The organism is Pseudoalteromonas simplex (genome assembly GCF_015278155.1).
Taxonomy (GTDB): Bacteria; Pseudomonadota; Gammaproteobacteria; order Enterobacterales; family Alteromonadaceae; genus Pseudoalteromonas; species Pseudoalteromonas simplex.
On record NZ_JADILN010000009.1, the window covers coordinates 90,007 to 112,985 of the forward strand.

Annotated in this window: 17 protein-coding genes; 14 read left to right on the top strand and 3 right to left on the bottom strand. The window is 42.2% G+C overall.

The window, feature by feature from the left end; all coding sequences use genetic code 11:
• Nucleotides 1-25: 25 nt before the first annotated feature.
• From IRQ78_RS15915 to IRQ78_RS15925, 3 genes are all read left to right on the top strand, one after another.
• Nucleotides 26-640, top strand: coding sequence for a methylamine utilization protein (locus IRQ78_RS15915; protein ID WP_194442666.1), 615 nt, complete (start codon nt 26-28; stop codon nt 638-640).
• Entirely contained in the window at nt 627-1,856 is a 1,230-nt protein-coding gene (locus IRQ78_RS15920) for a hypothetical protein (RefSeq protein ID WP_194442667.1), read from the top strand. The genes IRQ78_RS15915 and IRQ78_RS15920 overlap by 14 nt, the downstream gene beginning before the upstream one ends.
• Before the next feature lie 73 nt (nt 1,857-1,929).
• A complete protein-coding gene (locus IRQ78_RS15925) occupies nt 1,930-3,531 on the top strand; it encodes a methyl-accepting chemotaxis protein (protein ID WP_054554423.1) in 1,602 nt (533 codons plus the stop codon).
• 49 nt (nt 3,532-3,580) lie between these two features.
• Here IRQ78_RS15925 and speE read toward each other — a convergent pair whose 3' ends face one another.
• Nucleotides 3,581-4,444 (bottom strand): polyamine aminopropyltransferase, encoded by an 864-nt coding sequence (speE, locus tag IRQ78_RS15930; RefSeq protein WP_054554422.1) that lies wholly within the window; start codon nt 4,442-4,444, stop codon nt 3,581-3,583.
• Nucleotides 4,445-4,643: 199 nt separating this feature from the next.
• Here speE and speA point away from each other — a divergent pair, with 199 nt between their 5' ends.
• Genes speA through IRQ78_RS15950 form a run of 4 tightly spaced genes read left to right on the top strand, consistent with a single transcriptional unit; the run spans nt 4,644 to nt 9,623 of the window.
• Nucleotides 4,644-6,524, top strand: a complete 1,881-nt coding sequence (gene speA, locus IRQ78_RS15935; protein ID WP_054554514.1) for a biosynthetic arginine decarboxylase — start codon at nt 4,644-4,646, stop codon at nt 6,522-6,524.
• Nucleotides 6,525-6,545: 21 nt separating this feature from the next.
• On the top strand, nt 6,546-7,424 hold the full coding sequence (locus IRQ78_RS15940; protein ID WP_054554421.1) for an acyltransferase: 879 nt from the start codon (nt 6,546-6,548) through the stop codon (nt 7,422-7,424).
• A 28-nt stretch (nt 7,425-7,452) separates the two neighbouring features.
• Nucleotides 7,453-8,376, top strand: coding sequence for an acetyltransferase (locus IRQ78_RS15945; RefSeq protein ID WP_194442668.1), 924 nt, complete (start codon nt 7,453-7,455; stop codon nt 8,374-8,376).
• Nucleotides 8,373-9,623, top strand: coding sequence for a mechanosensitive ion channel family protein (locus tag IRQ78_RS15950; protein WP_054554419.1), 1,251 nt, complete (start codon nt 8,373-8,375; stop codon nt 9,621-9,623). Before IRQ78_RS15945 ends, IRQ78_RS15950 begins: the two co-directional genes overlap by 4 nt.
• Here IRQ78_RS15950 and chrA read toward each other — a convergent pair.
• On the bottom strand, nt 9,620-10,756 hold the full coding sequence (gene chrA, locus IRQ78_RS15955; protein ID WP_138618416.1) for a chromate efflux transporter: 1,137 nt from the start codon (nt 10,754-10,756) through the stop codon (nt 9,620-9,622). The genes IRQ78_RS15950 and chrA overlap by 4 nt on opposite strands.
• A gap of 120 nt (nt 10,757-10,876) precedes the next feature.
• Between chrA and IRQ78_RS15960 the strand changes: the two genes are divergently transcribed.
• The gene (locus IRQ78_RS15960) at nt 10,877-11,656 is read left to right on the top strand and encodes a substrate-binding periplasmic protein (RefSeq protein ID WP_194442669.1); all 780 of its coding nucleotides are present in this window, start codon (nt 10,877-10,879) and stop codon (nt 11,654-11,656) included.
• A gap of 80 nt (nt 11,657-11,736) precedes the next feature.
• On the top strand, nt 11,737-12,369 hold the full coding sequence (locus IRQ78_RS15965; protein WP_054562840.1) for an OmpA family protein: 633 nt from the start codon (nt 11,737-11,739) through the stop codon (nt 12,367-12,369).
• Between the two features lie 61 nt (nt 12,370-12,430).
• On the opposite strand, the gene IRQ78_RS15970 is transcribed toward IRQ78_RS15965, so the two are convergent.
• Complete coding sequence (locus tag IRQ78_RS15970) at nt 12,431-14,203, bottom strand: ABC transporter transmembrane domain-containing protein (RefSeq protein WP_194442670.1); 1,773 nt, start codon at nt 14,201-14,203, stop codon at nt 12,431-12,433.
• 77 nt (nt 14,204-14,280) lie between these two features.
• Here IRQ78_RS15970 and IRQ78_RS15975 point away from each other — a divergent pair, with 77 nt between their 5' ends.
• From IRQ78_RS15975 to IRQ78_RS15995, 5 genes are all read left to right on the top strand, one after another.
• Nucleotides 14,281-14,685 carry a DUF3224 domain-containing protein gene (locus IRQ78_RS15975; RefSeq protein WP_054554415.1) on the top strand — a complete coding sequence of 135 codons (405 nt, stop codon included), beginning with the start codon at nt 14,281-14,283 and terminating at the stop codon, nt 14,683-14,685.
• 1 nt (nt 14,686) lies between these two features.
• Nucleotides 14,687-14,866: a DUF4177 domain-containing protein gene (locus IRQ78_RS15980; RefSeq protein WP_054554414.1), complete on the top strand. Its 180-nt coding sequence runs from the start codon at nt 14,687-14,689 to the stop codon at nt 14,864-14,866.
• Nucleotides 14,866-15,483, top strand: a complete 618-nt coding sequence (locus IRQ78_RS15985; protein WP_194442671.1) for a LysE family translocator — start codon at nt 14,866-14,868, stop codon at nt 15,481-15,483. The genes IRQ78_RS15980 and IRQ78_RS15985 overlap by 1 nt, the downstream gene beginning before the upstream one ends.
• Before the next feature lie 187 nt (nt 15,484-15,670).
• Nucleotides 15,671-18,565, top strand: coding sequence for a TonB-dependent receptor (locus IRQ78_RS15990; protein WP_194442672.1), 2,895 nt, complete (start codon nt 15,671-15,673; stop codon nt 18,563-18,565).
• A gap of 22 nt (nt 18,566-18,587) precedes the next feature.
• Nucleotides 18,588-22,892 carry an alpha-1,6-glucosidase domain-containing protein gene (locus IRQ78_RS15995; RefSeq protein WP_194442673.1) on the top strand — a complete coding sequence of 1,435 codons (4,305 nt, stop codon included), beginning with the start codon at nt 18,588-18,590 and terminating at the stop codon, nt 22,890-22,892.
• Nucleotides 22,893-22,979: the final 87 nt, after the last annotated feature.

Genomic DNA, 22,979 nt, shown 5'->3' on the forward strand with positions numbered 1-22,979 from the left:
CTAGCACCTAAAAAGGTTAAGCAAAATGATAAGAATAACCCTGTTGCTACTATTGTTTAGTCAAAGTTTATTGGCACAGCAAATACAGATAGTTGATAAGCAGAATCAGCCAGTCAAGAATGCCGTGGTTTGGCTCAAAGGTTCAAAACAGCTTGGTGTAGCTGATAGTCACTACACCATGAGCCAAAAAGAACGTGCCTTTGTGCCTCATGTGCTGGCAGTGCCACAAGGGGCAAATGTTGAATTTCCTAACCTTGATTCAATCATGCACCACGTTTATTCATTTTCTAAAACAAAGCAATTTGAGTTAAAGCTTTACCACGATAAACCCGAAAAACCGATTAACTTTGCACAATCGGGGGTTGTTGAGCTTGGCTGTAACATTCATGACTGGATGCTGGGTTACATTGTGGTCGTCGATGGTGGGATCTATGGGCAAACAGATGATCAAGGTATGGTTGAATTAAGCTTACCTGAAAGTAAGTTTACTCTGGCTGTTTGGCATGACCGCTTTAATGATATCAGTACACCAGAAACTATCGAGATAACGAACAATGCAAAGTCGTTGAGCTATCAGTTAAAGCAAAACTTATTACCAAAATTAGAACTAAGCAGTGACGAGTTTGATGATTATGAATAAATGGCAAGCCTTGCTATTGGCGAGTGTTTTTGGGTTGCCTGCAGTGGTATATGCTGAGCATGATGGGCTGGTAACTGTTTCGGCTGTGCGTGGTGACCAACTAGCGAGCTATCAGCGTAAAGGAATTGGCTTATACCGTTATGACCAAGAGCATGATGGTGTTGTGATATCCCAAGCTATGCTGAGTAGTCGGTTTGAGTTAAATAGCGATTGGTCTGCGCACACAGTACTTAACGCTCATCCTGATCCAGAACTAACAGTTGGTTTAACTCAGGCTTATTTGCAATATCAGCCTCTTACAGCTATTCGTTATAAATGGACAGTGAAAGGAGGTGGCTTTTATCCCAAAATGTCGCTTGAGAACCCGCAAAATGGCTGGATGTCACCTTATAACTACACTAATTCTGCGATTAATACTTGGATTGGCGAAGAAGTGCGTATCTTTGGTTTAGAGGCAAACATCAAGCGCCCAGGTAGGCAATTTAGAAGTAATCATAGTTTTGAAGGCTTTGCTGCGGTTTTTAAAGGCAACGATCCTGCTGGGACGTTGCTGTCATGGCGTGGCTTTGCTATGCATGACAGGCAGACTACGTTCAATGAACAAATTGATTTTGCTGTGCCACGTTCATTTGAATGGTCGCAGCTAGATAAGCAAGCCGAGCACGTGGAGCCTTTCGAAGAAGTAGATGGGCGTTTTGGCTATTACGTTGGCGCTCATTGGGATTATCAAAAAAAATCACAATTACGTGTCTATTATTATGACAACAATGGCGATCCAGGTGCTTTGAATACCCGTACTGGTCAATATGCGTGGGATACACGTTTTTTAAGCGCGGCATGGTTGTATAAATTTAATAAGCAAACACGCATTATTGTACAGCTCCTTGATGGTAAAACTGCGATGGGCACAAATCGTGGGGTAGACAATGATTTTTATAGCCATTTTGTTTTATTAAGCCACAAGTTAGACCAGCATCGTCTCACAATTAGGTATGATTATTTCAAGGTTAGCGATCATGATGATTGGCAATTTGATCCTAACCAAAGTCGTGGAGAAGCTTTAACCGCAAGTTGGCGTTATCAACTGTCAACCAAGTGGCAAGTAGGTGCTGAATATTCAGTGCTGAGCAGTGACGCTCAAAACAGACCCGGTATGGGATTTAATGAGCATAACTCGCAGCAGCAATTTCAGCTTTCAGCGAGTTGGCACTTTTAATTTCATACAGTTTTATATTTTTCAGCTAAGATTCAATAAGCATGCTGGTTTCGATTTTTAATTAGGAAAATGTATGAATTTACAAAGCATTCGCGTTAAAAGTTCCCTACCGATTATTTTGTTAGGCATTGCCATTCTTATTCTAATTGCAGGCTACACTTATCTTATCAGTTTGCAAAAACAAGCTGTTGACGCGCAATCAGAACGATTTTTGAATGCGATTTCGGTCGTTGTTAATGCTGATAGAGATATTTACCAAGCAAAGGTTGCCGAGCTTACTCTTGTTACAAGCAGTAACACAGACAAAACTTATCTAAATGAACATCAAGAAAATGCCGATCAAGTTAAAGAGCGCTTTGGGCAATACTTGTCTTACATGTCACCTTACACCGAGGTAGTCGACCGGTTCCGTCATTTTGATAGCGCATTTGATTCATGGTATTCGGCATCAAAAAACTTTATTAATGACCCACAAAACAGTGAAAAAAAGCAGATTGCTGAACAAACATTTTCAGCACTGAGGGATATTTTAGATAAAGCAGGCGAAGCAGCAGATAAAACATCAAAATCTGAAACTGAGAAGTTAATGGATGGTGTTATCAGCTTTAAAGTTAAACTAATGATAATGATCGCTATCGTTTTACTTGTCGCTGGTTGGTTTAGCTATTATGTACCTCGACAACTCACGAAGCAGATTAACTTTGTGACAGAGCGAATTAATGAGATTGCGTCGGGAGATGGTGATTTAACAGGCCGTATCAATGTAAAAACACAAGACGAGTTTGCAGAACTTGCGACGGCTTTTAACGGATTTTTAGATAACCTACAACAACTTATCAAAGACATACTTGGACAGGCTAAAGAGCTGCATAATTTAGGTCGTGACCTTGATAATTTTGCTAATCAGAACCATCAAATAAATCAAAAGCTTAGCCAAGCATCTGAATCAATAGTTAGTGCAGTACATGAAATGAGCGTTGCAAGTCGTGAGGTTGCAGGTGTGGCACAAAACTCATCCCATGAAGCTGACAACTCACAGCAACTGGCTAAACAAGGCTTGGCTGCGGTTGATAACTCGAGTCGAAAAATTGTTGCCTTGTCAGATAATATGGAACATGCCAGCCAACGTTCCACTGAACTGCAACAAAGCTCAGACAACATTGCTAAAGTGCTTGAAGTTATTCGCGCTATAGCTGAGCAAACTAACTTACTTGCACTAAATGCTGCAATTGAAGCTGCGCGAGCTGGTGAGCAAGGGCGAGGTTTTGCGGTGGTTGCAGATGAGGTTCGCACCCTAGCAACTCGGACCCAAGAAAGCACTAATGATATTCAAACTATGGTTGAGCAATTTGCAGCCAGTGTTGAGCAATCCTTACAGGCGATTAATAGTGGTAAGCGTTTTGCTGATGAAGCAGTTGAGTCGTTTACCCAAACTAACGATATACTTAACTCGATGCAAGAATCATCGGTCAAAGTAAATGATATGGCGATGCAAACAGCACAAGCAACTGAAGAGCAAACTGCTGTGGCAGATGAAATTAGTCAAAACCTGTCTGATCTAAACGATCAAACCCAACATGGAGGCGGGTTAGCGAGTTCAACACAAGAGGTCGCTAACCGTATGAATCAGCTTACTGACGAACTGAATCAGTTAGTTAATAGATTTAAGGTTTAATACAACAAAAAAGGGCTCAATGAGCCCTTTTTTCATTTAGTCAAAACGCTTACTTTTTCTCGAAAGCACGTTTCATATAATTAGGTGTGGCTAATGCACCGTGGTGAATACCTGCATTATAGTATTCAGTGCTTTGCGCAAGTTTATTGGCATCATCTTCACGAAAACCAGCGAACGCTTCTGACTTACGAGCAAGCGTTACAGACCATAAACCACTTGGATAAATTGGTTGTGGGAAAGGCAGCGTTTGTAAGTCAACAAAGCCCACTTCAGTCATTGCATCACGCATTTCAACTAAAAGTGGCATGTGCATAAGTGGCGATTCACTTTGTTGAATTAAGATGCCACCCGGGCGAAGTGCAGTTAAACAGCTGGTATAGAAAGCGTGGTTAAATAAACCTTCGCCTGGGCCAACTGGATCTGTACCATCAACAATGACTACATCGATTGATTCTGGCGCTGCTTCGCGCATGTACTTGATGCCGTCATCAAACATCACTGTAGCACGCGGATCTTGATTTGATTCACACAGCTCAGGGAAGTATTTAAGTGACATTTGTGTCACGACTTCGTCGATATCAATTTGCGTTACGTTTTCAACACTTGGGTGTTTTAATACTTCGCGTAAAGTACCGCAGTCACCACCACCAATGATCACAACATTTTTTGGATTTGGGTGTGCAAGCAATGCCGGATGGCTGATCATCTCGTGGTAAAAAAAGTTTTCACGGCTACTTACCATAGTACAACCGTCAATAATCATCAGATTACCGAAGTCAGTTGTTTCGTACATTTCTACTTTTTGAAATGGCGATTGCTGTTCATCAAGCTTTTTAGTAATGCGTAATGAAAAGGCACTACCATCACGGTCACTAATTTCAGTGAACCAGTTATTTTGATCTAAATTAGCCATCTTGCTTATACACTTTTGGTTAATGGTAAAAAAGGGGGTGCAATTCTGCCAGTGCTTGGCTAATTGCTCAATCAAATTTTAATCAGTATAGCGAATATTTTTTATCACTTTGGCATACAGCGCAATTTTTGTTAGCGTGGTCAGCCCTAGCGTATTAAAATGTGCGTTTATATTTAATGAATTTACAGAAGACATTGCCATGACTTGGGGTTTAGATAAAGCACGCGAAACATACAATGTTGCTCACTGGAGTGACGGTTACTTTGACATTAACGCACAAGGTGAGCTGGTGGCTTACCCTGATGGCGATCAAACTAAAGCCGCGGTGTCTTTATCTGAACTGACTGAGCAATTTAAAAAGCAAGGTCTTACCCTACCTGTTTTAGTGCGTTTTACCGATATCTTACAAAATCGCGTTGAAACGCTGACTAGCGCATTTACCAAAGCACGAAATGCCCGTGAATACCAAGGTAGTTATACCTGTGTTTATCCAATTAAAGTTAATCAACAGCGTTCTGTGGTCAGTAAACTACTTGCTCACCCAAGTGGTTTAGTGGGCCTTGAAGCCGGTTCAAAACCTGAGCTGATGGCTATTTTAGGTGTAGCACAAGAGCCAATTACCATCGTTTGTAATGGTTATAAAGACAGTGAGTTTTTACGCTTAGCCTGTATTGGCCAAGGCATGGGTCATAAGGTTCATATTGTTGTAGAAAAACTTTCTGAGCTAACTACTCTATTGGCAGAAATTGATGACCTAGGCATCGAGCCATCAATTGGGATTCGTATTCGCTTAAACTCGGTTGGTAAGGGGAAATGGCAGAATACCGGTGGTGAAAAAGGTAAGTTTGGTTTAACAGCAGGGCAAGTGCTATCTGCGGTTGAGCTGCTTAAATCGCGCAATAAACTTCATTTAATGCAACTAGTGCATTTCCACATCGGCTCGCAAATTGCCAATATCCGCGATATTCATCGCGCACTGCGTGAATGTGCTCGTCACTTTGCAGAGTTAACACAGTTAGGCGTACCACTTAATACCGTGGATGTCGGTGGCGGTTTAGGTGTTGATTACGAAGGCTCTGGGTCACGTAGTTCGTGTTCAATGAACTACAGTGTTGAAGAATATGCGCGTAATGTAGTTAATGCGTTTGCTGAAGTGTGTCAGCAACATGACCTTAAACACCCTGCCATTATTACCGAGTCAGGCCGTGCGTTAACAGCGCACCACGCGGTATTAATTACAGATGTTATTGATGTTGAGCGTGCGCCAAACCATGCAAATCCAACGGCGCCAGAGGCAGGCAGTGTATTGGTACTAGATGAAATGTGGCAGTGTTTACAGCGTTTAACACCGCGAATGGCGTTGGAAATTTATCATGATGCAATGCATCTATTCAGTGAAGCCCATGACCAATATGTGCATGGCCTACTCACTATGCTTGAGTGGGCGAAGCTCGAGCAGTTGTATTTCACAATTTTACATCGTGTTCGTGCATCACTTAGTGAGAATGCCCGTTCACATCGAGAAGTGTTAGACGATTTAAACGAGAAACTTGCCGATAAGCTCTTCGTTAACTTCTCATTATTTCAGTCACTCCCCGATGTCTGGGGGATTGGGCAGTTATTCCCTGTCATGCCAGTTGAAAACTTGCATCAGCCATTAACACAGCGCGCCATTATTCAAGACATTACCTGTGACTCAGATGGGCAAATTCGTGATTATGTCGAAGGCACAGGCATAGAGAGCAGCTTACCTATTCCTGAGTACAAGCAAGGTCAGCAATACCATATTGCAATGTTTTTAGTGGGTGCGTATCAAGAGATTTTAGGTGATTTACATAACCTGTTCGGCGATACAGATTCAGTGCATGTTGAGCTTACAGAAGCAGGCTATCAACTGACTAATGCCATTAAAGGTGACAGTGTTAAGGACGTATTAAAGTTTGTTGATTATGATAGCGAGATTCTTGCTGAAAACTTTGCAAAACGGGTCAACTCACTGGCAATTGATGAGCAATCTAAGGCACAATATTTATCAGAACTAAATGCAGGCCTTGCTGGCTATACGTATTTTGAAGATTAAGCGTTAAAGGAATAAGTAGTAATGTCGATGATCCGTTGTGTGTTCAGTTTTTTATTTTACACCCTCAATACCCTTTTTTGGTTTGTGCCTATTTTTATTTGTGGCCTCATAAAGCTTATTCCAATCAAGCCATTGCAAAAATTAATGAGTTGGATTGCTAAGCAATGCGCCACTATGTGGGTGAGTTGCAACAGCATCAACCAAAACATATTTGCTTCATATAATCTGAACGTGACAGGTCTTGAGCAGTTAAAAGCGAAAGACTGGTACTTGGTGATCGCGAATCATCAAAGCTGGGTCGATATCGTTGTTATGCAACGTCTGTTTAATCGCCGTATTCCGTTTTTAAACTTTTTCTTGAAAAAAGAGCTGATATACGTTCCTTTCTTGGGTCTTGCATGGTGGGCGTTGGATTTCCCATTCATGACTCGTACGAGTAAAGCCCAGTTAAAGAAAAACCCTAAATTGCGTGGCAAAGACTTAGAAACCACGCGCAAAGCCTGTGAAAAGTTTAAAGAAATGCCAGTGAGTATTGTTAACTTTGTTGAAGGTACGCGTTTTACTGAGCAAAAGCATTCTCGCCAAAATAGTCCTTTTGAGCACCTATTAAAGCCGAAAGCGGGCGGGGTTGCGTTTGTTATGCAAGCAATGGGTGAACAAATTTCCAAAGTAGTGAATGTAACCATTCATTACCCTGGTGGTATTCCTAGCTTTGTGGACTTTGCTAGTGGTCGAGTAAAGCAAGTCGATGTGCGAGTAGAAGTGATGGAAGTGAGTCCAAATTTGATTGGGGATTATACGGGCGATGCAGAGTTTAGAGTAAATTTTCAAGCTGAGCTAAATCGAATTTGGGAAGAAAAAAATCAACAGTTAGCCGAATTAGAAGCTAAAACGCAGTAGTATTGCTAACGCAGTCGAGAGCACACATATGTTAAAGAAATTTTTACCAAATTGGTTAACAGGCGTTCTAGTTAGTATTGTCTTGTTTGCTAATGTGATTATTTGGGGCACGCTGGTGCTGCTGTTTGGTGTGCTTAAGTTACTACTGCCATTTAAGGTGGTTAGCGATATTCTTCATTTAGCTTATCGCGGTTGGTGTAAAGGTAACCGCTTTGCCTTGTGGTTAGGTTGCCCAGTAATTGAAATTGATATTAAAGGTAAAGTTACTAGAGATGGTTGGTACTTACTTATCTCTAATCATATGAGCTGGCTAGACATTGTTGTTCTGAGTGCAATCGATGTTTTACCCGCGCCAAAGTTTTTCTTAAAAGATGAGCTGAAGTATGTGCCATTCATTGGCACTGGCGCATGGGCTATGGGTATGCCTTTTATGAAGCGGGTGAGCAAAGCGCAACTGGCAAAAAATCCTAAGCTGAAAGGGCTTGATGTTGAGCGCACCAAACGTAGCTGCCGTGATTTTCGTAATCACCCAACAACAATCATTAACTTTGTTGAAGGCACGCGCTTTACAAGTCAAAAGCACAGTAAGCAAAATAGTCCGTTTACTTACCTTTTAAAGCCCAAAGCAGGCGGTATAGCATTTGCTCTTGAGGTGTTAGGTGAGCAATTTGATGCATTATTAAATACCTCGATTATTTATCAGGGGGAGGGCGACCATATTTGCCGTAACCTGATGCGTGGCCGTTTAAACGTGATTAAAGTTGAAGTGCAAGTGCAAGCAATTAGCGCAGAGATGATTGGTGATTATCAGCATGACCGTGCATTTAGAACGGCTTTCCAACAACATATTAATGAGTTGTGGTTACAAAAAGATGCTCAGCTACTAACTTATCACCAAGCTCAGCAAGCTGAGTACCTTGCTACCATCAATAAGGAGATTGAAGCGCCATGAAGCAAACTCACCTACAAGAGTTGGTGATGCCTTGGTTTGAATCAATGCCAGACGCGGCGCTAATAAGTGCATTAACCGCTACAGCTATCGGTGTTGGCTCATTACTAATAATTTACATGTTTACCCGTCGCTTATTACTGCCGGGTATTCAAAAGGTTGTTACACGCCTGTCTCCTGAGCGTATTGGTGCGCTCACACCTATGCTCAATAAGTTAAACCGTCGTTTTGCAGGGATATTGTGCTGTGTACTTTATTTAGCGACCTTCGATTATGTTTATCCAGTTCATGATGTCGCTGCATTAGTACTTAAAACGGTGGGTCAAATTGCACTGATCATTTACGGTGGCTTCATTTTAAGTAGTGTGGTGAGCATTGCTGGTGGTATTTATAATCAGCTTGATTTTGCGCGCGATATTCCGATTCAGGGCTTGATCCAAGTTGTAAAACTTATCACTTTTATGGTTTGCGCCATTCTCATTGTGAGCATTTTGCTAGAGAAGTCGCCAACTTATATTTTGTCTGGTTTTGGTGCGATAGCGGCGGTGACCTTACTCGTATTTAAAGACACCATTTTGGGTTTTGTCGCCAGTATTCAAATAGCAGCTAATCGATTAGTGACTTATGGTGATTGGATCCAAGTGGATAGCTATGGCGCGGACGGTGAAGTTATCGACCTTGGTTTAAATACAGTAAAAGTGCGTAACTGGGATAATACCATTACAACCATTCCAACTTACATGTTAGTTGCAGGGTCATTTAAAAACTGGCGTGGTATGCAAGAGTCAGGTGGTCGTCGTATCAAGCGTTCTTTAAACATTGATATGAATAGTATTCGTTTGGTGGATGATGCTTTTCGAGAGCAAATTGATGATGCAATTCCTTTGCATGACTACATACGAGTAGCAAATTTACCTAACCCAGTAACAAATCTTGGCTTATTTAGACGTTATGCTGAAGGTTACTTAAAGCAACATGAAAAAATTAATCGTGATTTAACTTTAATGGTGCGAGAGCTGCAACCAATAAATCATGGTTTACCGATTGAGTTTTATTGCTTTAGTGAGGATAAGCGCTGGATTTCATACGAGCACTTGCAAGCAGAGATCATGGATCATCTACTTGCTGTTCTGCCTATTTTTGGGCTTAGACCTTATCAAAGTGTTACGGGTCAGTTGAGCACAAGCGAAGCCCAAACTGGCTTAAAACCTAGTATCAAGGTAGCTAATCCTCCACGTGAGAAAGCTTAAAGCTGACCAATCAATAAGCTAATCGTAATAAAGCCTAACAAAAGCCACCAAATAGGTGGCTTTGCCATTCTTAGCCATGTAAATGCTGCAATGACTAAAGCTACTTGCCATAGATTTTGCACTGCCGATTGCCAAATCGGTGAATAAAGAGCAGCGGCTAAAAACCCCACTACAGCGGCATTTAGCGCTGCGATACTGCCTGCAAAGCGTGGCTTATCTGCTAACTGTAACCAGCTTTTCATAAAGGCTAACATCAACAAAAAACCCGGTAAGAAAATCAGGATGGTCGCGACAATAGCACCTACAAGTGGAATGCTTGGTGTAACTTGTGCGCCTAAATAAGTAGCGATAGTAAACATCGGTCCAGGTATGGCTTGGGCACTGGCATAAGCCGATAAAAACTGCTCAGTTTCAAGGCTCGGTACACCAGCTTGTAAAATAGGTAACACAACGTGACCGCCACCAAAGACCATAGCGCCAGTTTGATAAAATGGGGCAAACAAAGAGAGCCATTCACCGAAAGGTAAAAAACTAATTAATAACAAGATGGCAAATAAGCCAAGTGGTAACCAAGCTATTTTCACTGATTTTTGCTCTTGGCTTTCAGGTAATTTAAGCTGTGGATAGCACCAACCTATAGCCGCTGCTGCAATAAGTACTAAAATTTGGCTCGATAATTGTGAGAAAATAATCAATACAACAGTACTTAGCACTGCTATAAGTTTATGTAAGTGGTTTTTGCAAAAGCTCATTGCCATGCTATAGGTTGCATCGGCAACAATCACTACTGCAAAGAGTTTTAGCCCAGCAATTACTGCAAAGTATATATCACCAAATTGATGAGCGCTTAGAGCCAGAAAAAACATGATTAAAAATGAGGGTAGGGTAAACCCAATAAAAGCACACAGGCCACCCAATACCCCTCCTTTTTCAACCCCCATCGCAAAGCTAACTTGACTCGAACCTGGGCCCGGTAATGCTTGGCTAAGACTAATCAGTTGGGCATAGCGTTCAGCAGAAAGCCATTTTAAATTATCAACAAAGTGGCGTTTGAAGTAACCAAGGTGTGCTGCAGGGCCACCAAAGCTCATACAGCCTAATAAAAAGAATTGCTTAAATATGATGAATAACATTGATTTGCCATCAGTAATTTTTTTTCAATTATGACAAAATTGTATGACATTTTTGTGGTTTTTATGACACAAGGCCGTCTACAATATACAGAACCAGTGAACGTAGTCATGAGTATCACTATGAAACACTACATTGCAAGTTTGTTGTTATTTTTTTTCAGTGGCTTAGTATCTGCGAACTCTTATGAGAAAGTGTTGGTGGCTGTTGATCATGCGCCCCCTTATGGCATGATTTCTGATGATGGTAAAGTGAGTGGCGCAATTGTTGATATCATGCGTGAAATGCAACCTAGCTTACCAATTAAGTTTGAGTATGTTGCTTGCCCATTTTCTCGTTGTTTAAAGATGCTTGAGCAAAATGAGCTGGATGTGATGGGCGGCCTTATTCGCACAGAAGCGCGCGAACAAAAAATGCAGTTTCTTACCCCGCCGTATATGATGCTGTCGTCTTCTTTCGTGTTTTATGCAAAAGCTGATAGCGAGCTTAAAATAAACAATTATCAAGACCTAGTCGGTAAGCGCATTGCGGTAATGCGAGGTGCTGCGCATTTTCCCCGCTTCGACACTGATAAAACCCTCACTAAAATCGAGGCTTTAAGCGAACATAATGCTTTTGAGATGTTATTAAAAAATCGTGTTGATTTAGTGATTGCTGTTGAAGAGACTGCAGATCATGCCTCCGTTTTTTTGCAGCGACCTTCACAAGAAATTGTAAAAATGCCTTATCGCTATAAAGATGTTATTTATGGTCACATTGTCCTAAGTAAACAGTTTGCAAGCTCGAGTTTAGCCGAAAAAATTCAAGAGCGCCTTAATACCTTAGTCCTCAATGGCCGTTTAACAGAATTGGTCAAAAGTTATAACTTACCTCCGGTTACTGCTGTAGCAATCGATAAGTAACCCATTCTTCATAGTTTGTTCATAGACGTTCATTCATAATTGTTAACAATTCAATTTGAATAATTGCCATGGAGAGACACATGACTTTTACAAAATCAGTTTTAACAGTGGGCGTATTAGCCGTTTTATTGACAGGTTGTGAGACAACGAATACAGGTAAAGGCGCTGCGATTGGTGCTGCTACAGGTGCCGTTCTAGGTAAAGCAACTGGCGACCACGATGATAAACGTATCTTCATTGGTGCGGCTATTGGTGCATTAGCAGGTGCAGCCGTTGGCGATTATATGGATAAGCAAGAAGAAGCATTTCGCGATGAGCTAGCAGGCTCAGGTGTTGAAGTGGTTCGTGAAGGCGACAATATTCGTCTAGTCATGCCATCAAATATTACTTTTGCAACTGACCAATCTTATATTTCGTCGGGCTTTCATAGCACCTTAGATGCGATTGCTAAGGTGATGAATAAATACGAAAAAACCTACTTAAGCGTAGAAGGTCATACCGACAGCACAGGTAAAGATAGCTACAATATGACGTTATCTCAACAACGTGCGCAAAGCGTAAAAGATTACTTAGTGAATCATCAGATTATGTCTGCGCGTATCAGCACACGAGGCTATGGTGAAACACGCCCTGTGGCAAGCAATGACTCAGCAAATGGCCGAGCTTTAAACCGCCGCGTAGAAATTCAGATCGTACCGAATACACAAGGTTAGATTTTATATCTAGATTTGTGGTCAGGTTTGATATGCCCTTTCAAACCTGACATTTCCCTTCTTAATCTCGATTAAACTGTAATTCGCACAATTGTTTATACAATGGGTTAGTCTCAAACAATTGCTGATGCGTACCCGTTGCAATAATTTCTCCTTTATCCATCACGACAATCACATCGGCGTGTTTAACCGTTGCCAAACGATGGGCAATGATCAGTGTTGTTCTGTCTTTCATTAAATGCTCAAGGGCAGCTTGTACATGAAACTCACTTTGTGCGTCGAGTGCACTGGTTGCTTCATCAAGCAATAAAATTGCAGGGTCTTTTAATATTGCGCGGGCCAGAACTATGCGTTGTTTTTGCCCACCTGAAAGCCTAACACCTTGCTCCCCTAAAAAGCTGTGGTAACCATCTGGTAGTTGACTAATAAACTCATCGGCATGGGCATATTTGGCCGCCGCATATACTTGCTCGTCGCTGGCGCTTGGGTTGCCATAACGTATGTTATGCATTACGTCTGAGCTAAATAAAATTGGGTTTTGTGCCACCATCCCCATTTGTTGGCGTAAGCAATCAAGAGAGAGTGCTTTTATGTTTATTCCTGCCAGCGAAATACTCCCTGAACTTGGGTCGTAAAAGCGCTGCAGTAACTCAAACAACGTTGTTTTACCAGCCCCCGATGGGCCAACGATAGCAAGAGTTTGACCTTGTTTTACTTGTAAATTCAGCGTATTTAAAGCGGCTTTATCTGGCCTTGAAGGGTAATGAAAAGATACCTCATTAAACTCGATAGCAGGGTGATTAAGTTTGTTTGCTTCAAGTTGTGCATCATGATTTGTATCTGGACTTTTGATCATGCTTTCAACGGCAAGTAGCTCTAACAGCCGTGCTGCTGCACCTTCGGCTCTTTGCAGCTCACCATACACTTCGGCAACGGTTGCTACAGACATCGCCACCATAATCGCATAGAACACGAAAGCGCCTAGCTCACCACCTGTCATAGTGCCAGCTAATACGTCACTGCCACCAACCCAAAGCATCACGCTAATAGCACTAAAGGTCAGAAATATCACCGCTGCAATCAAAAACGAGCGCTGTTTGATTCGGCTCTTCGCTACTTGAAACGCCTTGTTGGTCTCTTCGCTAAATGCTGCTTTTTCACGTTCTTCATGGCTATAACTTTGCACTACTTTAATATTTTGAATGATCTCACCAGCATAGGTGCTGATATCGGCAATGGCATCTTGGCTTGAGCTTGCCAGTTTTCTTACTTTTCGGCCAAAAATCATCATCGGCACTAATACTACTGGTACGCAGGCAACAACGACAAGAGTCAGCTTTAGGTTGGTAATAAGTAGCATAGCCAAGCCACCAATCAGCATTAAACTACTACGTAGTGCCATTGAAAAAGAGGAACCAATGATAGATTGCAATAAGGTGGTGTCGGTGGTCAGGCGCGACATCAGCTCGCCACTACGGTTTTCTTCAAAGTAGCTCGGGTGTAATGTAACGATGCGATCAAACACGGCTTTACGGATATCGTTACTGACTCGCTCACCAATCCACGACATTAAATAAAAGCGACAAAAAGTACCTACAGCTAATAAGCTTATTAAACCAATCAACACCATTACTGCTTGTTGAAGCTGAGCTTGTGAGCCTGCAATAAAGCCATGGTCGATAACAAATTTAACGCCTTGTCCGAGTGATAAGTTAACACCGGCCGTAAGCAGCAAGGCGCCAAGGGCTGCAAACACCACCCATTTATAGGGTTTAATAAAAGCTAAAATCGGTAACAGGCTGCTAAATGCGGCCTTTTCTTTATTGGTAGACATGCTAGATTCTTGTTGATGAATAGGGTATAGATATGGTTATCAATGCTCTAAAAATCAACAGTTATTAAGGGATTAGTATGGAATCTACAACGATCAGTGGTCAATTCACCGTAAAATTAAACCCAATTGGCGGCTATGCCACAGGGCAAGATGGCGTAAATTTAGGACGTATGTCGATTGATAAACAGTTTTCAGGTCCATTAGAAGCAACAAGCCAAGGCGAAATGCTCAGTGCCATGACTGCAACTCAGGGCAGTGCAGGTTATGTAGCGATAGAGCAAGTTGTTGGTAGCTTAGAAGGTAAGCAAGGCAGTTTTGTGCTGCAACATTTTGGCACCATGGATAAAGGGGCTGACCGATTGATTTTAGAAGTGGTACCAGACTCAGGCGCAGGTGAACTTGAAGGTATTTCTGGTAAAATGGCAATTCGAATTGAATCGGGTATTCATCATTATGACTTTGAATACCAACTGACGGACTAACATGCAAAAAGTTGTAGAGTTTAAAAAGAAACGCTTTTTTGGCGGCATCGATATTGATGCATTAAATCAACGAGTGTTCGAATTAGGACAAGCAGGTTGGCAAGTGAAAACCATCACTACAGCAACAGGGGTTTATGGTCAGATAACATCCGTTTTATTGCTAATCGAGAATAACGAATAATGACACTAACTGAGTGGTTGAGTTTAGTTTTAATTTGCGTGATGGGAGCGATGTCGCCGGGGCCGAGTTTAGCTGTGGTTTTAAAGCACAGTTTACATGGCGGTATGAAGAATGGCATGTTAGCGGCGTTAAGCCATGGTATTGGGGTTGGCTTTTATGCGTGTGCCTCGTTACTTGGTTTAGGTGCGCTGATGACTCAGTTGCCAACGCTTTATCAAGTGCTGGTCTATGGCGGTGCAGCCTATCTCGCATATTTGGGTATTCGTATTTTGTTAGCTAAACCTAGCTCGCAAACATTGAATGTTGAGCAGACTAAGCCGAGTCCTCGTAGCGCATTGCAAGATGGCTTTGCTATTGCCTTTTTAAACCCAAAACTTGCGGTGTTCTTTTTAGCACTGTTTTCGCAATTTATTGATCCTGAAAAGCTGACTTTGCAAGTTGGTTTAATCATGTGTTTAACGGTATTTGTGCTTGATACGGGCTGGTATCTAGTTGTTGCACTGTTAACCGACATATCAAAAAAGCGTTTTGGTTTCACCAAGACAAATCCATGGCTCGAAAAATTGCTAGGGGTTATCTTTATTGCCTTAGCTGTTCGCGTCGTTATTACTTTATAAATCCCTCTATATTGCGATTACATCACTAATAAAAAAGGGTTGTGATCGCTGCTCTCCCCAGCAAGCTCCTATTGCATACGTATTCATCACACAATATTTACCTTTTGGTTACACTTTATTGGTTGTTTTTTGACAACAACAATAACCACAAATACAACACCTCCAACGACAACAGGGTGGAAATCCAATGGGGAAATTCAAGCTAAGTGCACTTATGCTGGCTTTAGTGGCAGCAAATAGTGCAATAGCGGCGACGGAAGAAGAACGCACATCAGCAAAGGAAATCGATCCTGAGCTTGAAGTAATCGAAGTGCGCGGCTTTAGTCGCAGCTTAATTCAATCATTAAATCAAAAACGCTTTAGCGACACAGTCTCTGAGCAACTATCAGCTGATGACTTAGGGGCATTACCTGATGTGTCTATGGCTGATGCATTAACACGTCTACCGGGGATCTCGGCGGTACGTACCGGAGGCCAAGCTGCCGAAATCAACATCCGCGGTTTATCTGGTGGATTTGTTTTTTCGACATTAAATGGTCGTGAGCAAGTATCTACTAGTGGTAGTCGCAGTATTGAGTTTGACCAATACCCCTCTGAGTTAATCAGTTCAGCGGCGGTCTATAAGTCGCCAAAGGCATCGCTCATTGAAGGGGGCGTAGCAGGTACGGTAGAGCTTCAAACAGCCAGCCCATTGGATAATGACCAGCAACACAAATTTACCGCGAATGTGCGCGGTATGTATAACGACCGTGCTTCAGAGGTCTTTGATGCAACCGAGTACGGCGACCGTATTAGCTTTTCTTACCAAGGTAAGTTTCTTGACGATACGCTAGGTGTCGCAGTGGGTTATGCGCGCTTATTCCAACCAAGTGTGGCGACTCAGTTTATTGGTTTAGCATATAACGGAAACAAAGATGTTGATGGACTGGCAAATGATACCGATGGCCCTGCAGATAATCCTGCCAATGAATACATCAGCGAGGGATTTGAGCTTCAGCACTTAGGTGGTGAAGAAACCCGTAATGGTTATTTAACCTCAATTGAATGGGTGCCAGCCGATAACTTTAAATTAAAGGGTGATGCGTTTTTATCGCGTTTTGATAGCGAGTCATTTGCTCGTGGTTTCCGAGTTAAGTTTGGTGGTCCGTCTGCGGTGTATGCTAACCCAGTGCTTGACGGTAATGCGGTGATTGGTGGTGCAATTAACCGTACATCAAATAGCTTTACCCGTGTTGAAATCGTTAATGATGATAACCAAGATTTCGATGAAGTAGACAGCTATGGCATTAATGCCGATTGGCAAGTTACCGAGCGTTTGAATGTCAATGCTGACGTGTCGCTATCACGTGCTAAGAGTAATTTCCGTAATGGTTTACTTTGGGCATTGGTTGCGGAAGATGCCACCGTTGAGAACCCAGTGTTCGATACTAATGTATCACTTAACTATCAATTGAACGGCTTAAACTTGCCTGATGTAGGTTTTAACCAAGCCGACGCATTTAGCGATATTGACCGAGTTATGGTAAGTAAATACGGTATTTACCCGTATGAAAATGAAGATGAAGTAAAAGCATTTCGACTCGATTTTAAGTATGAGTTAGAGAGTAACTGGTTTAGCTCCATTGAATTTGGCGCTCGTTATTCTGACCGTGAATACAGCAATAATCGCTCTGTATTTGAATACGGTAACGATGGTGCATTTTCTTCGACTCAACCACCGCTTCGCCTTACCGATGACATGACCACCGTAGTTGATTGGCAAGGTGAGTTTAGTTATTTCCCATCATATCTAGCGATAGATTTAGATAAAGCACTTAACGCATGGTTCCCAAATGGTATTCCGCAACCAGTACAAACCTGGGGTAATGCTGATGGTGTTGTTGATTTAGATGGTGATGGTGAGCCAGATGCACAAGACTATACCACTAACTATTCATGGACCATGTTGCAAAGTGGTTCAGTGTATGAAGAAGTGGTGTCCGCTTACCTTATGCTTAACATTGATACTGAAATTGGCAAGCTGCCAATCACAGGTAATATTGGTATTCGCCGAGTAGATACCGATCAGTCCGCGACGGTGCTTGAAAACGTCGGTGGTGACCCACAACTCGGTGCGCAGTATATTGTTGATGACAATGGCATTGTTAACGACCTTTATGCACCAAGCGTGTTAGGCATAAAATACACAGACTACCTGCCTTCATTAAACCTAAACTTTAAAGTGAGTGACGCGACACAAATTCGTTTTGCTGCGGCAAAAGTGATGGCGCGTGCTCCGATTAACCGTTTAGCAGGCGATGCCAGTGCATCGGTTAACAATGACGGCGAAATTAACGGTTCAAGTACTAATAACCCATTCTTAAAACCTTTTTATGCTGATCAATACGATATCTCGTACGAGCAATACTTTGAAGACACCGATGGTGCACTGGTTGTTGCTGCGTTTTATAAGAATATCGACTCATTCATAGATACGGTAGCCATAGAGAACTTTGACTTTAAGGGTAATGGTTTTAACGTACCAGAATACATTATTGACCCTGTGAGCGGTGAGCAAATCGAAACTACTAATGGGGTGTACACCACTGCGGTTAACAATGCCAAAGGCGGTTATATTCGTGGTATTGAGCTTGCCTATACGCAAGTTTTCTCTTTCTTACCCTCGCCGTTTGAAGGCCTAGGTATTAACGCCAGTTACTCGTATACCGAGAGCGAAGTGCAGTCTATCACCGACTTAGGTGGCGATTCTGTGTCGCAAGATTTGCCTGGTCTATCAAACAATGTCTTTAACGGCACACTTTTTTACAGCTATGAAAACTTTGAAACACGTTTGAATGTGCGTTATCGCGATGATTTTGTTTCAGAGCAAGTTGCTGTCAATGAGCAAGTGGTGAATTTTGATGCAGAAACGGTTGTCGATTTCCAAACATCGTATCAGTTCACAGATTCATTCGGCATGTTATTACAAGTGAATAACTTAACCGATGAACCAACACAAAGCTATTTTGGAACAACCAGTAAAACAGGCACCACGCAATTCTTTGGTCGTCAGTTTTATCTGGGTTTTACCTATAACCATTGATCAGTAAGCTGGAGATAATAATATGAAAATAATAGCTAATTTAAACCGCTTACTGATTGCATGTAGCATGGTATTGCTAACTGCATGTGGTGGTGGCGCAAGTGACGATATAGATTCTGGGCAAGTTTTATTAACTTGTAGCGTACCGCAAATCCCTAATGAAGCAGGGACTGAGTGTGTAGATCCACCACCAATTAGTTGTAAAGGCAATTCCGTACCAGATGAAAATAATGAGAGCTGCGTAGTAGGCGCTGATCCCACTTTGCCTGATCCTGTGGTTTTCCCTGCAGACGACGAAGCCATCTTATTCTATAACCGCACAGATAAAATCTATGAAGGATACCGTTTACACTCATGGAATAACGATGACTGTGATGCTTACGCTGCACCGTTTGATGCCACTGATTGGGCAAATGGTCATGAATACGATGGTGTTGACCCTAACTACGGCGCGTATTGGATTGTAAAACTAAAAGAGGGTTACAACGAGTGTGCTAACTTCATTGTGCATATTGGAACCGAAGGGTCCGGCAAAGCGTTTGGTGATGTTGACTTAAAAATGCCATTGATGCAGGACGATGAAAAGTTCCAACGTATGAACTTTACTTTTCATGGTGAACCATCTGTTTTTGAATTCCCAATTTTGAGTTTAGGAGTGAGTCTTTCAGGTGCCTCAGCACATTGGCTTGACCTCTCAACCTTTGTCTATAATCCAAGTAATGAACTGACTAGTATCATTAAATTACACTCATCAAACAATGCAGATTTAGCGATAGATGAAGACACCGAAGAGCTAAATGGTCAAGTGGTTGAGCTTACATCGACATCTTTAAGTGATGAGCAAATCGCTAAAGTACCACACCTTGCCGGATGGAATGCGTACCAAGGTAACTGGGATGCCGCCACTGCAAAAGAGCTTATTAAACAACAACTGGTTGTGGCAGGCTATGACGCTGATGGCAAGCTAACAGAAGCCACTTATGTGCAAACCGCTAAAGCCCTCGATGACTTATATACCAGTGACGAAAGTGACGCTAATGAAGCACAACTTGGTGTGCATTATGCAAATAATGGCATTGATGTGTCGGTATGGGCACCGACTGCAAGCAATATGAAATTAGCGCTGTATGATGCTGATAAAACAGAGCTTGAACAATTTGCTATGACCTTGGATAGCACAACGGGTATTTGGTCTAGCAATATCGATATTAGTCACGATCGCCATTACTACCGCTTTATGTTTGATGTTTATCATCCAGCGACCAAGCAAATTGAAAGCTTATGGAGCACAGATCCTTACTCATTAAACGTTTCGACCAATGGTTTATATAGCCAATTGATTAACCTTAATGATGAAGATACTAAACCAACCGGCTGGGATGAGCGTATGGTGCCAACGGTTGATTACCCAGAGCAAGCGGTTATTTACGAAGGTCATGTACGTGATTTTAGTGTGCGTGATGAAACTGTCAGTGAAGCAAACCGTGGTAAGTATCTAGCGTTTACTGAACTTGATAGCGCACCAATGCAACATCTTAAAAAGCTGGCAGATAATGGCTTAACTCATTTCCATTTACTGCCACTGACTGATATTGGCACCATAGATGAAGATGCTAGTCAGCGTGTTGATATTACTGCAACCTTAGGTGATTTATGTAGCCGCATTGACGATGATGCTGATGCATGTAAAACCGAAGATAAGAGTGCATTGATAGTTGATTTAATGGCGTCTTACCTGCCTGGTTCTGATGATGCTCAAGCACTAGCTAATGCTATGCGTGGTGTTGATAGCTTTAATTGGGGTTATGATCCGCATCATTTTATTGCGCCTGAAGGCTCTTACGCTTCATCGCCTGAAGGTATTGCACGAGTCAAAGAAACGCGTGCGATGATCCAGTCTTTACAGGAAATTGGTTTGCGTGTTGTGCTTGATGTTGTTTATAACCACACTACCTCATCAGGTGTTTGGGATAAATCTGTGTTTGATAAACTAGTACCAGGTTACTACCACAGATATAACGAAACAACAGGCATAATGGAACGCTCAACATGTTGTGAGAATACTGCAACAGAACATGTCATGATGGATAAGTTTGTTACTGACTCTATGGTGATTTTAGCCCGTGACTTTGGTTACGATAGCTTCCGCTTTGATGTGATGGGGCATATGCCAAAAGCCTCAATTATGGCAGCGCTTAATGCAGTGCAAGCAGTTGACCCAGATACTTACTTTTACGGTGAAGGATGGAACTTTGATGAAGTCGCTGATAACCGTTTATTTGTGCAAGCTAAACAAATGGATATGGCTGGAACTGAAGTAGGTACCTTTAATGACCGTATCCGTGAAGCAATTCGTGGTGGTGCATTCTTTAGCAATAATGCCACAGATGGCAATTTATCTGAGCAAGATACGTTGCGTTTATCGCTGGCAGGTAACTTACAAAACTACATTCTTAAAGACTTTAAAGGTAATTCAGCAAAAGGTAGCAGCTTTAGTTGGGGTGGTCAGCCAGCAGCTTATGCACTCGACCCAGCTGATAGCATTAACTATGTCTCTAAGCATGATAACGAAACACTTTGGGATCAGCTGCAATATAAACATGGCACTAACTTAAGTATTGAAGAGCGTGTGCGTGTTCACAATATGGCTTTAGCTATGCCGCTGATGAGCCAAGGTATTCCATTTATGCAAATGGGTGCTGATATGCTGCGTTCTAAATCAATGGATCGTAACAGTTATGATTCTGGTGATTGGTTCAACTTTGTTGATTTCAGTATGGATACCAATAACTGGAATGTAGGCCTACCTCCTGCGCAAGATAACCAAGCGAAGTGGGGCGAAATTGCACCTATTTCTGCAAATACGAATGCGCAAGCGATGGCAAGCGACATTGAGTACGCAAGTAATGTATTTACTGAGTTCTTAGCAATTCGTAGTGCCAGCCCATTATTTAGTTTAACCACAGAGCAAGACATTCTAGACCGCGTTGGCTTCCACAATATTGGTAAGCGTCAACAACAAGGTTTAGTGGTGATGAGTATTGATGATGGTGTTGGGTTGACTGACCTAGATAGCCAATACGATGCCATTGTCGTGGTGATGAACGGCACTGAGCAAAGCTTATCGCATACGGTATCAACGGCTGCGGGTTTTGAGCTTCATCCTGTTTTAAAAGCGAGTGTTGACTCAAGTATGTCAGCGGCAAGCTTTATGGCTGGTGAGGGCGAAGGTACCTTTAATGTTCCACCATATACTGTTGCTGTGTTTGTGAAACCACAAGCTGATGCACAAGGTGAAGGCTTAAGTGCCGATGCGACTGTGGGGGCGCCAGATATTGTTCCATTTGGTAGCACAACAGTTTATGTTCGTGGCTCGTTAAATGACTGGGGGACGGCAAATAGCTTTGAATATGTAGGTAATGGCGAGTACAAAATTGCGATTCCTCTAACAGCAGGTAGCTATGAATTTAAAGTGGCTTCTGAAGATTGGTCTACCGTTGATTTTGGTGCGCTTTCTGCCGATGTTGCTGAAGTGATCGAAGGTGAAGATGAGCCGCTAACACGCAGTGGCGCCAATATGACCTTTACGGCGGCAATGGATGCTGTTTATGTGTTCTCATTCGATGCCACAGACACCGATAACCCAGTGCTTAAAATCTATAATGAAGAGCCATTTGTTGGCACCCCAATTTATGTGCGCGGTGACTTCAATAGTTGGGATACCAGTGATGAGTTAATGTACCAAGGCAAAGGTGTTTATACTTTCACTAAACAATTAACTGCAGGTAGCTATAGCTTTAAGTTTGCTTCAAGTGATTGGAATACAGTCGATTATGGCTCAGGTGAAAGTAGCGCAGCGGTTACAGTGGGTACTGAAAAACTACTCGCAGTAAAAGGCGCAAACATGACAATGGATATTGCCAGCGATGGTCAATATCAGTTTGTGTTTGATGCTAGTAACCTTGAAGAGCCACTCATGACCGTATTTAATGCAGAAATGTTTGGCGAAACTCAAGTCTATTTGCGAGGCAGCATGAATAATTGGGATCCAGTGGATCCGTTAATTTATACTGGCGATGCTTTATATAGTACGACACTGGCACTTGAAGTGGGAGAATATGGATTCAAAGTCGCTTCAAGCGACTGGAACACCATAAATTATGGCGGTAGTGGTGATTCACCCATCGCTATTATTGGTGAAGCGACCTTATTAGAAGCCGTTGGGGGCGATATCACCTTGAGTATTGCTGTAGCGGGGGATTATCGTTTTACAGTGCAAGGACCTGATCTGAGTAAATTAACAGTGACGGTTGAAGCAGTGGAATAGCTTTCCCTGCAGTACCCTTAAGCCGGGCTTTGCTCGGCTTTTTTTGTGTTTAATGAAAAGTTTGTATATTGTCATAACTCTCTATCA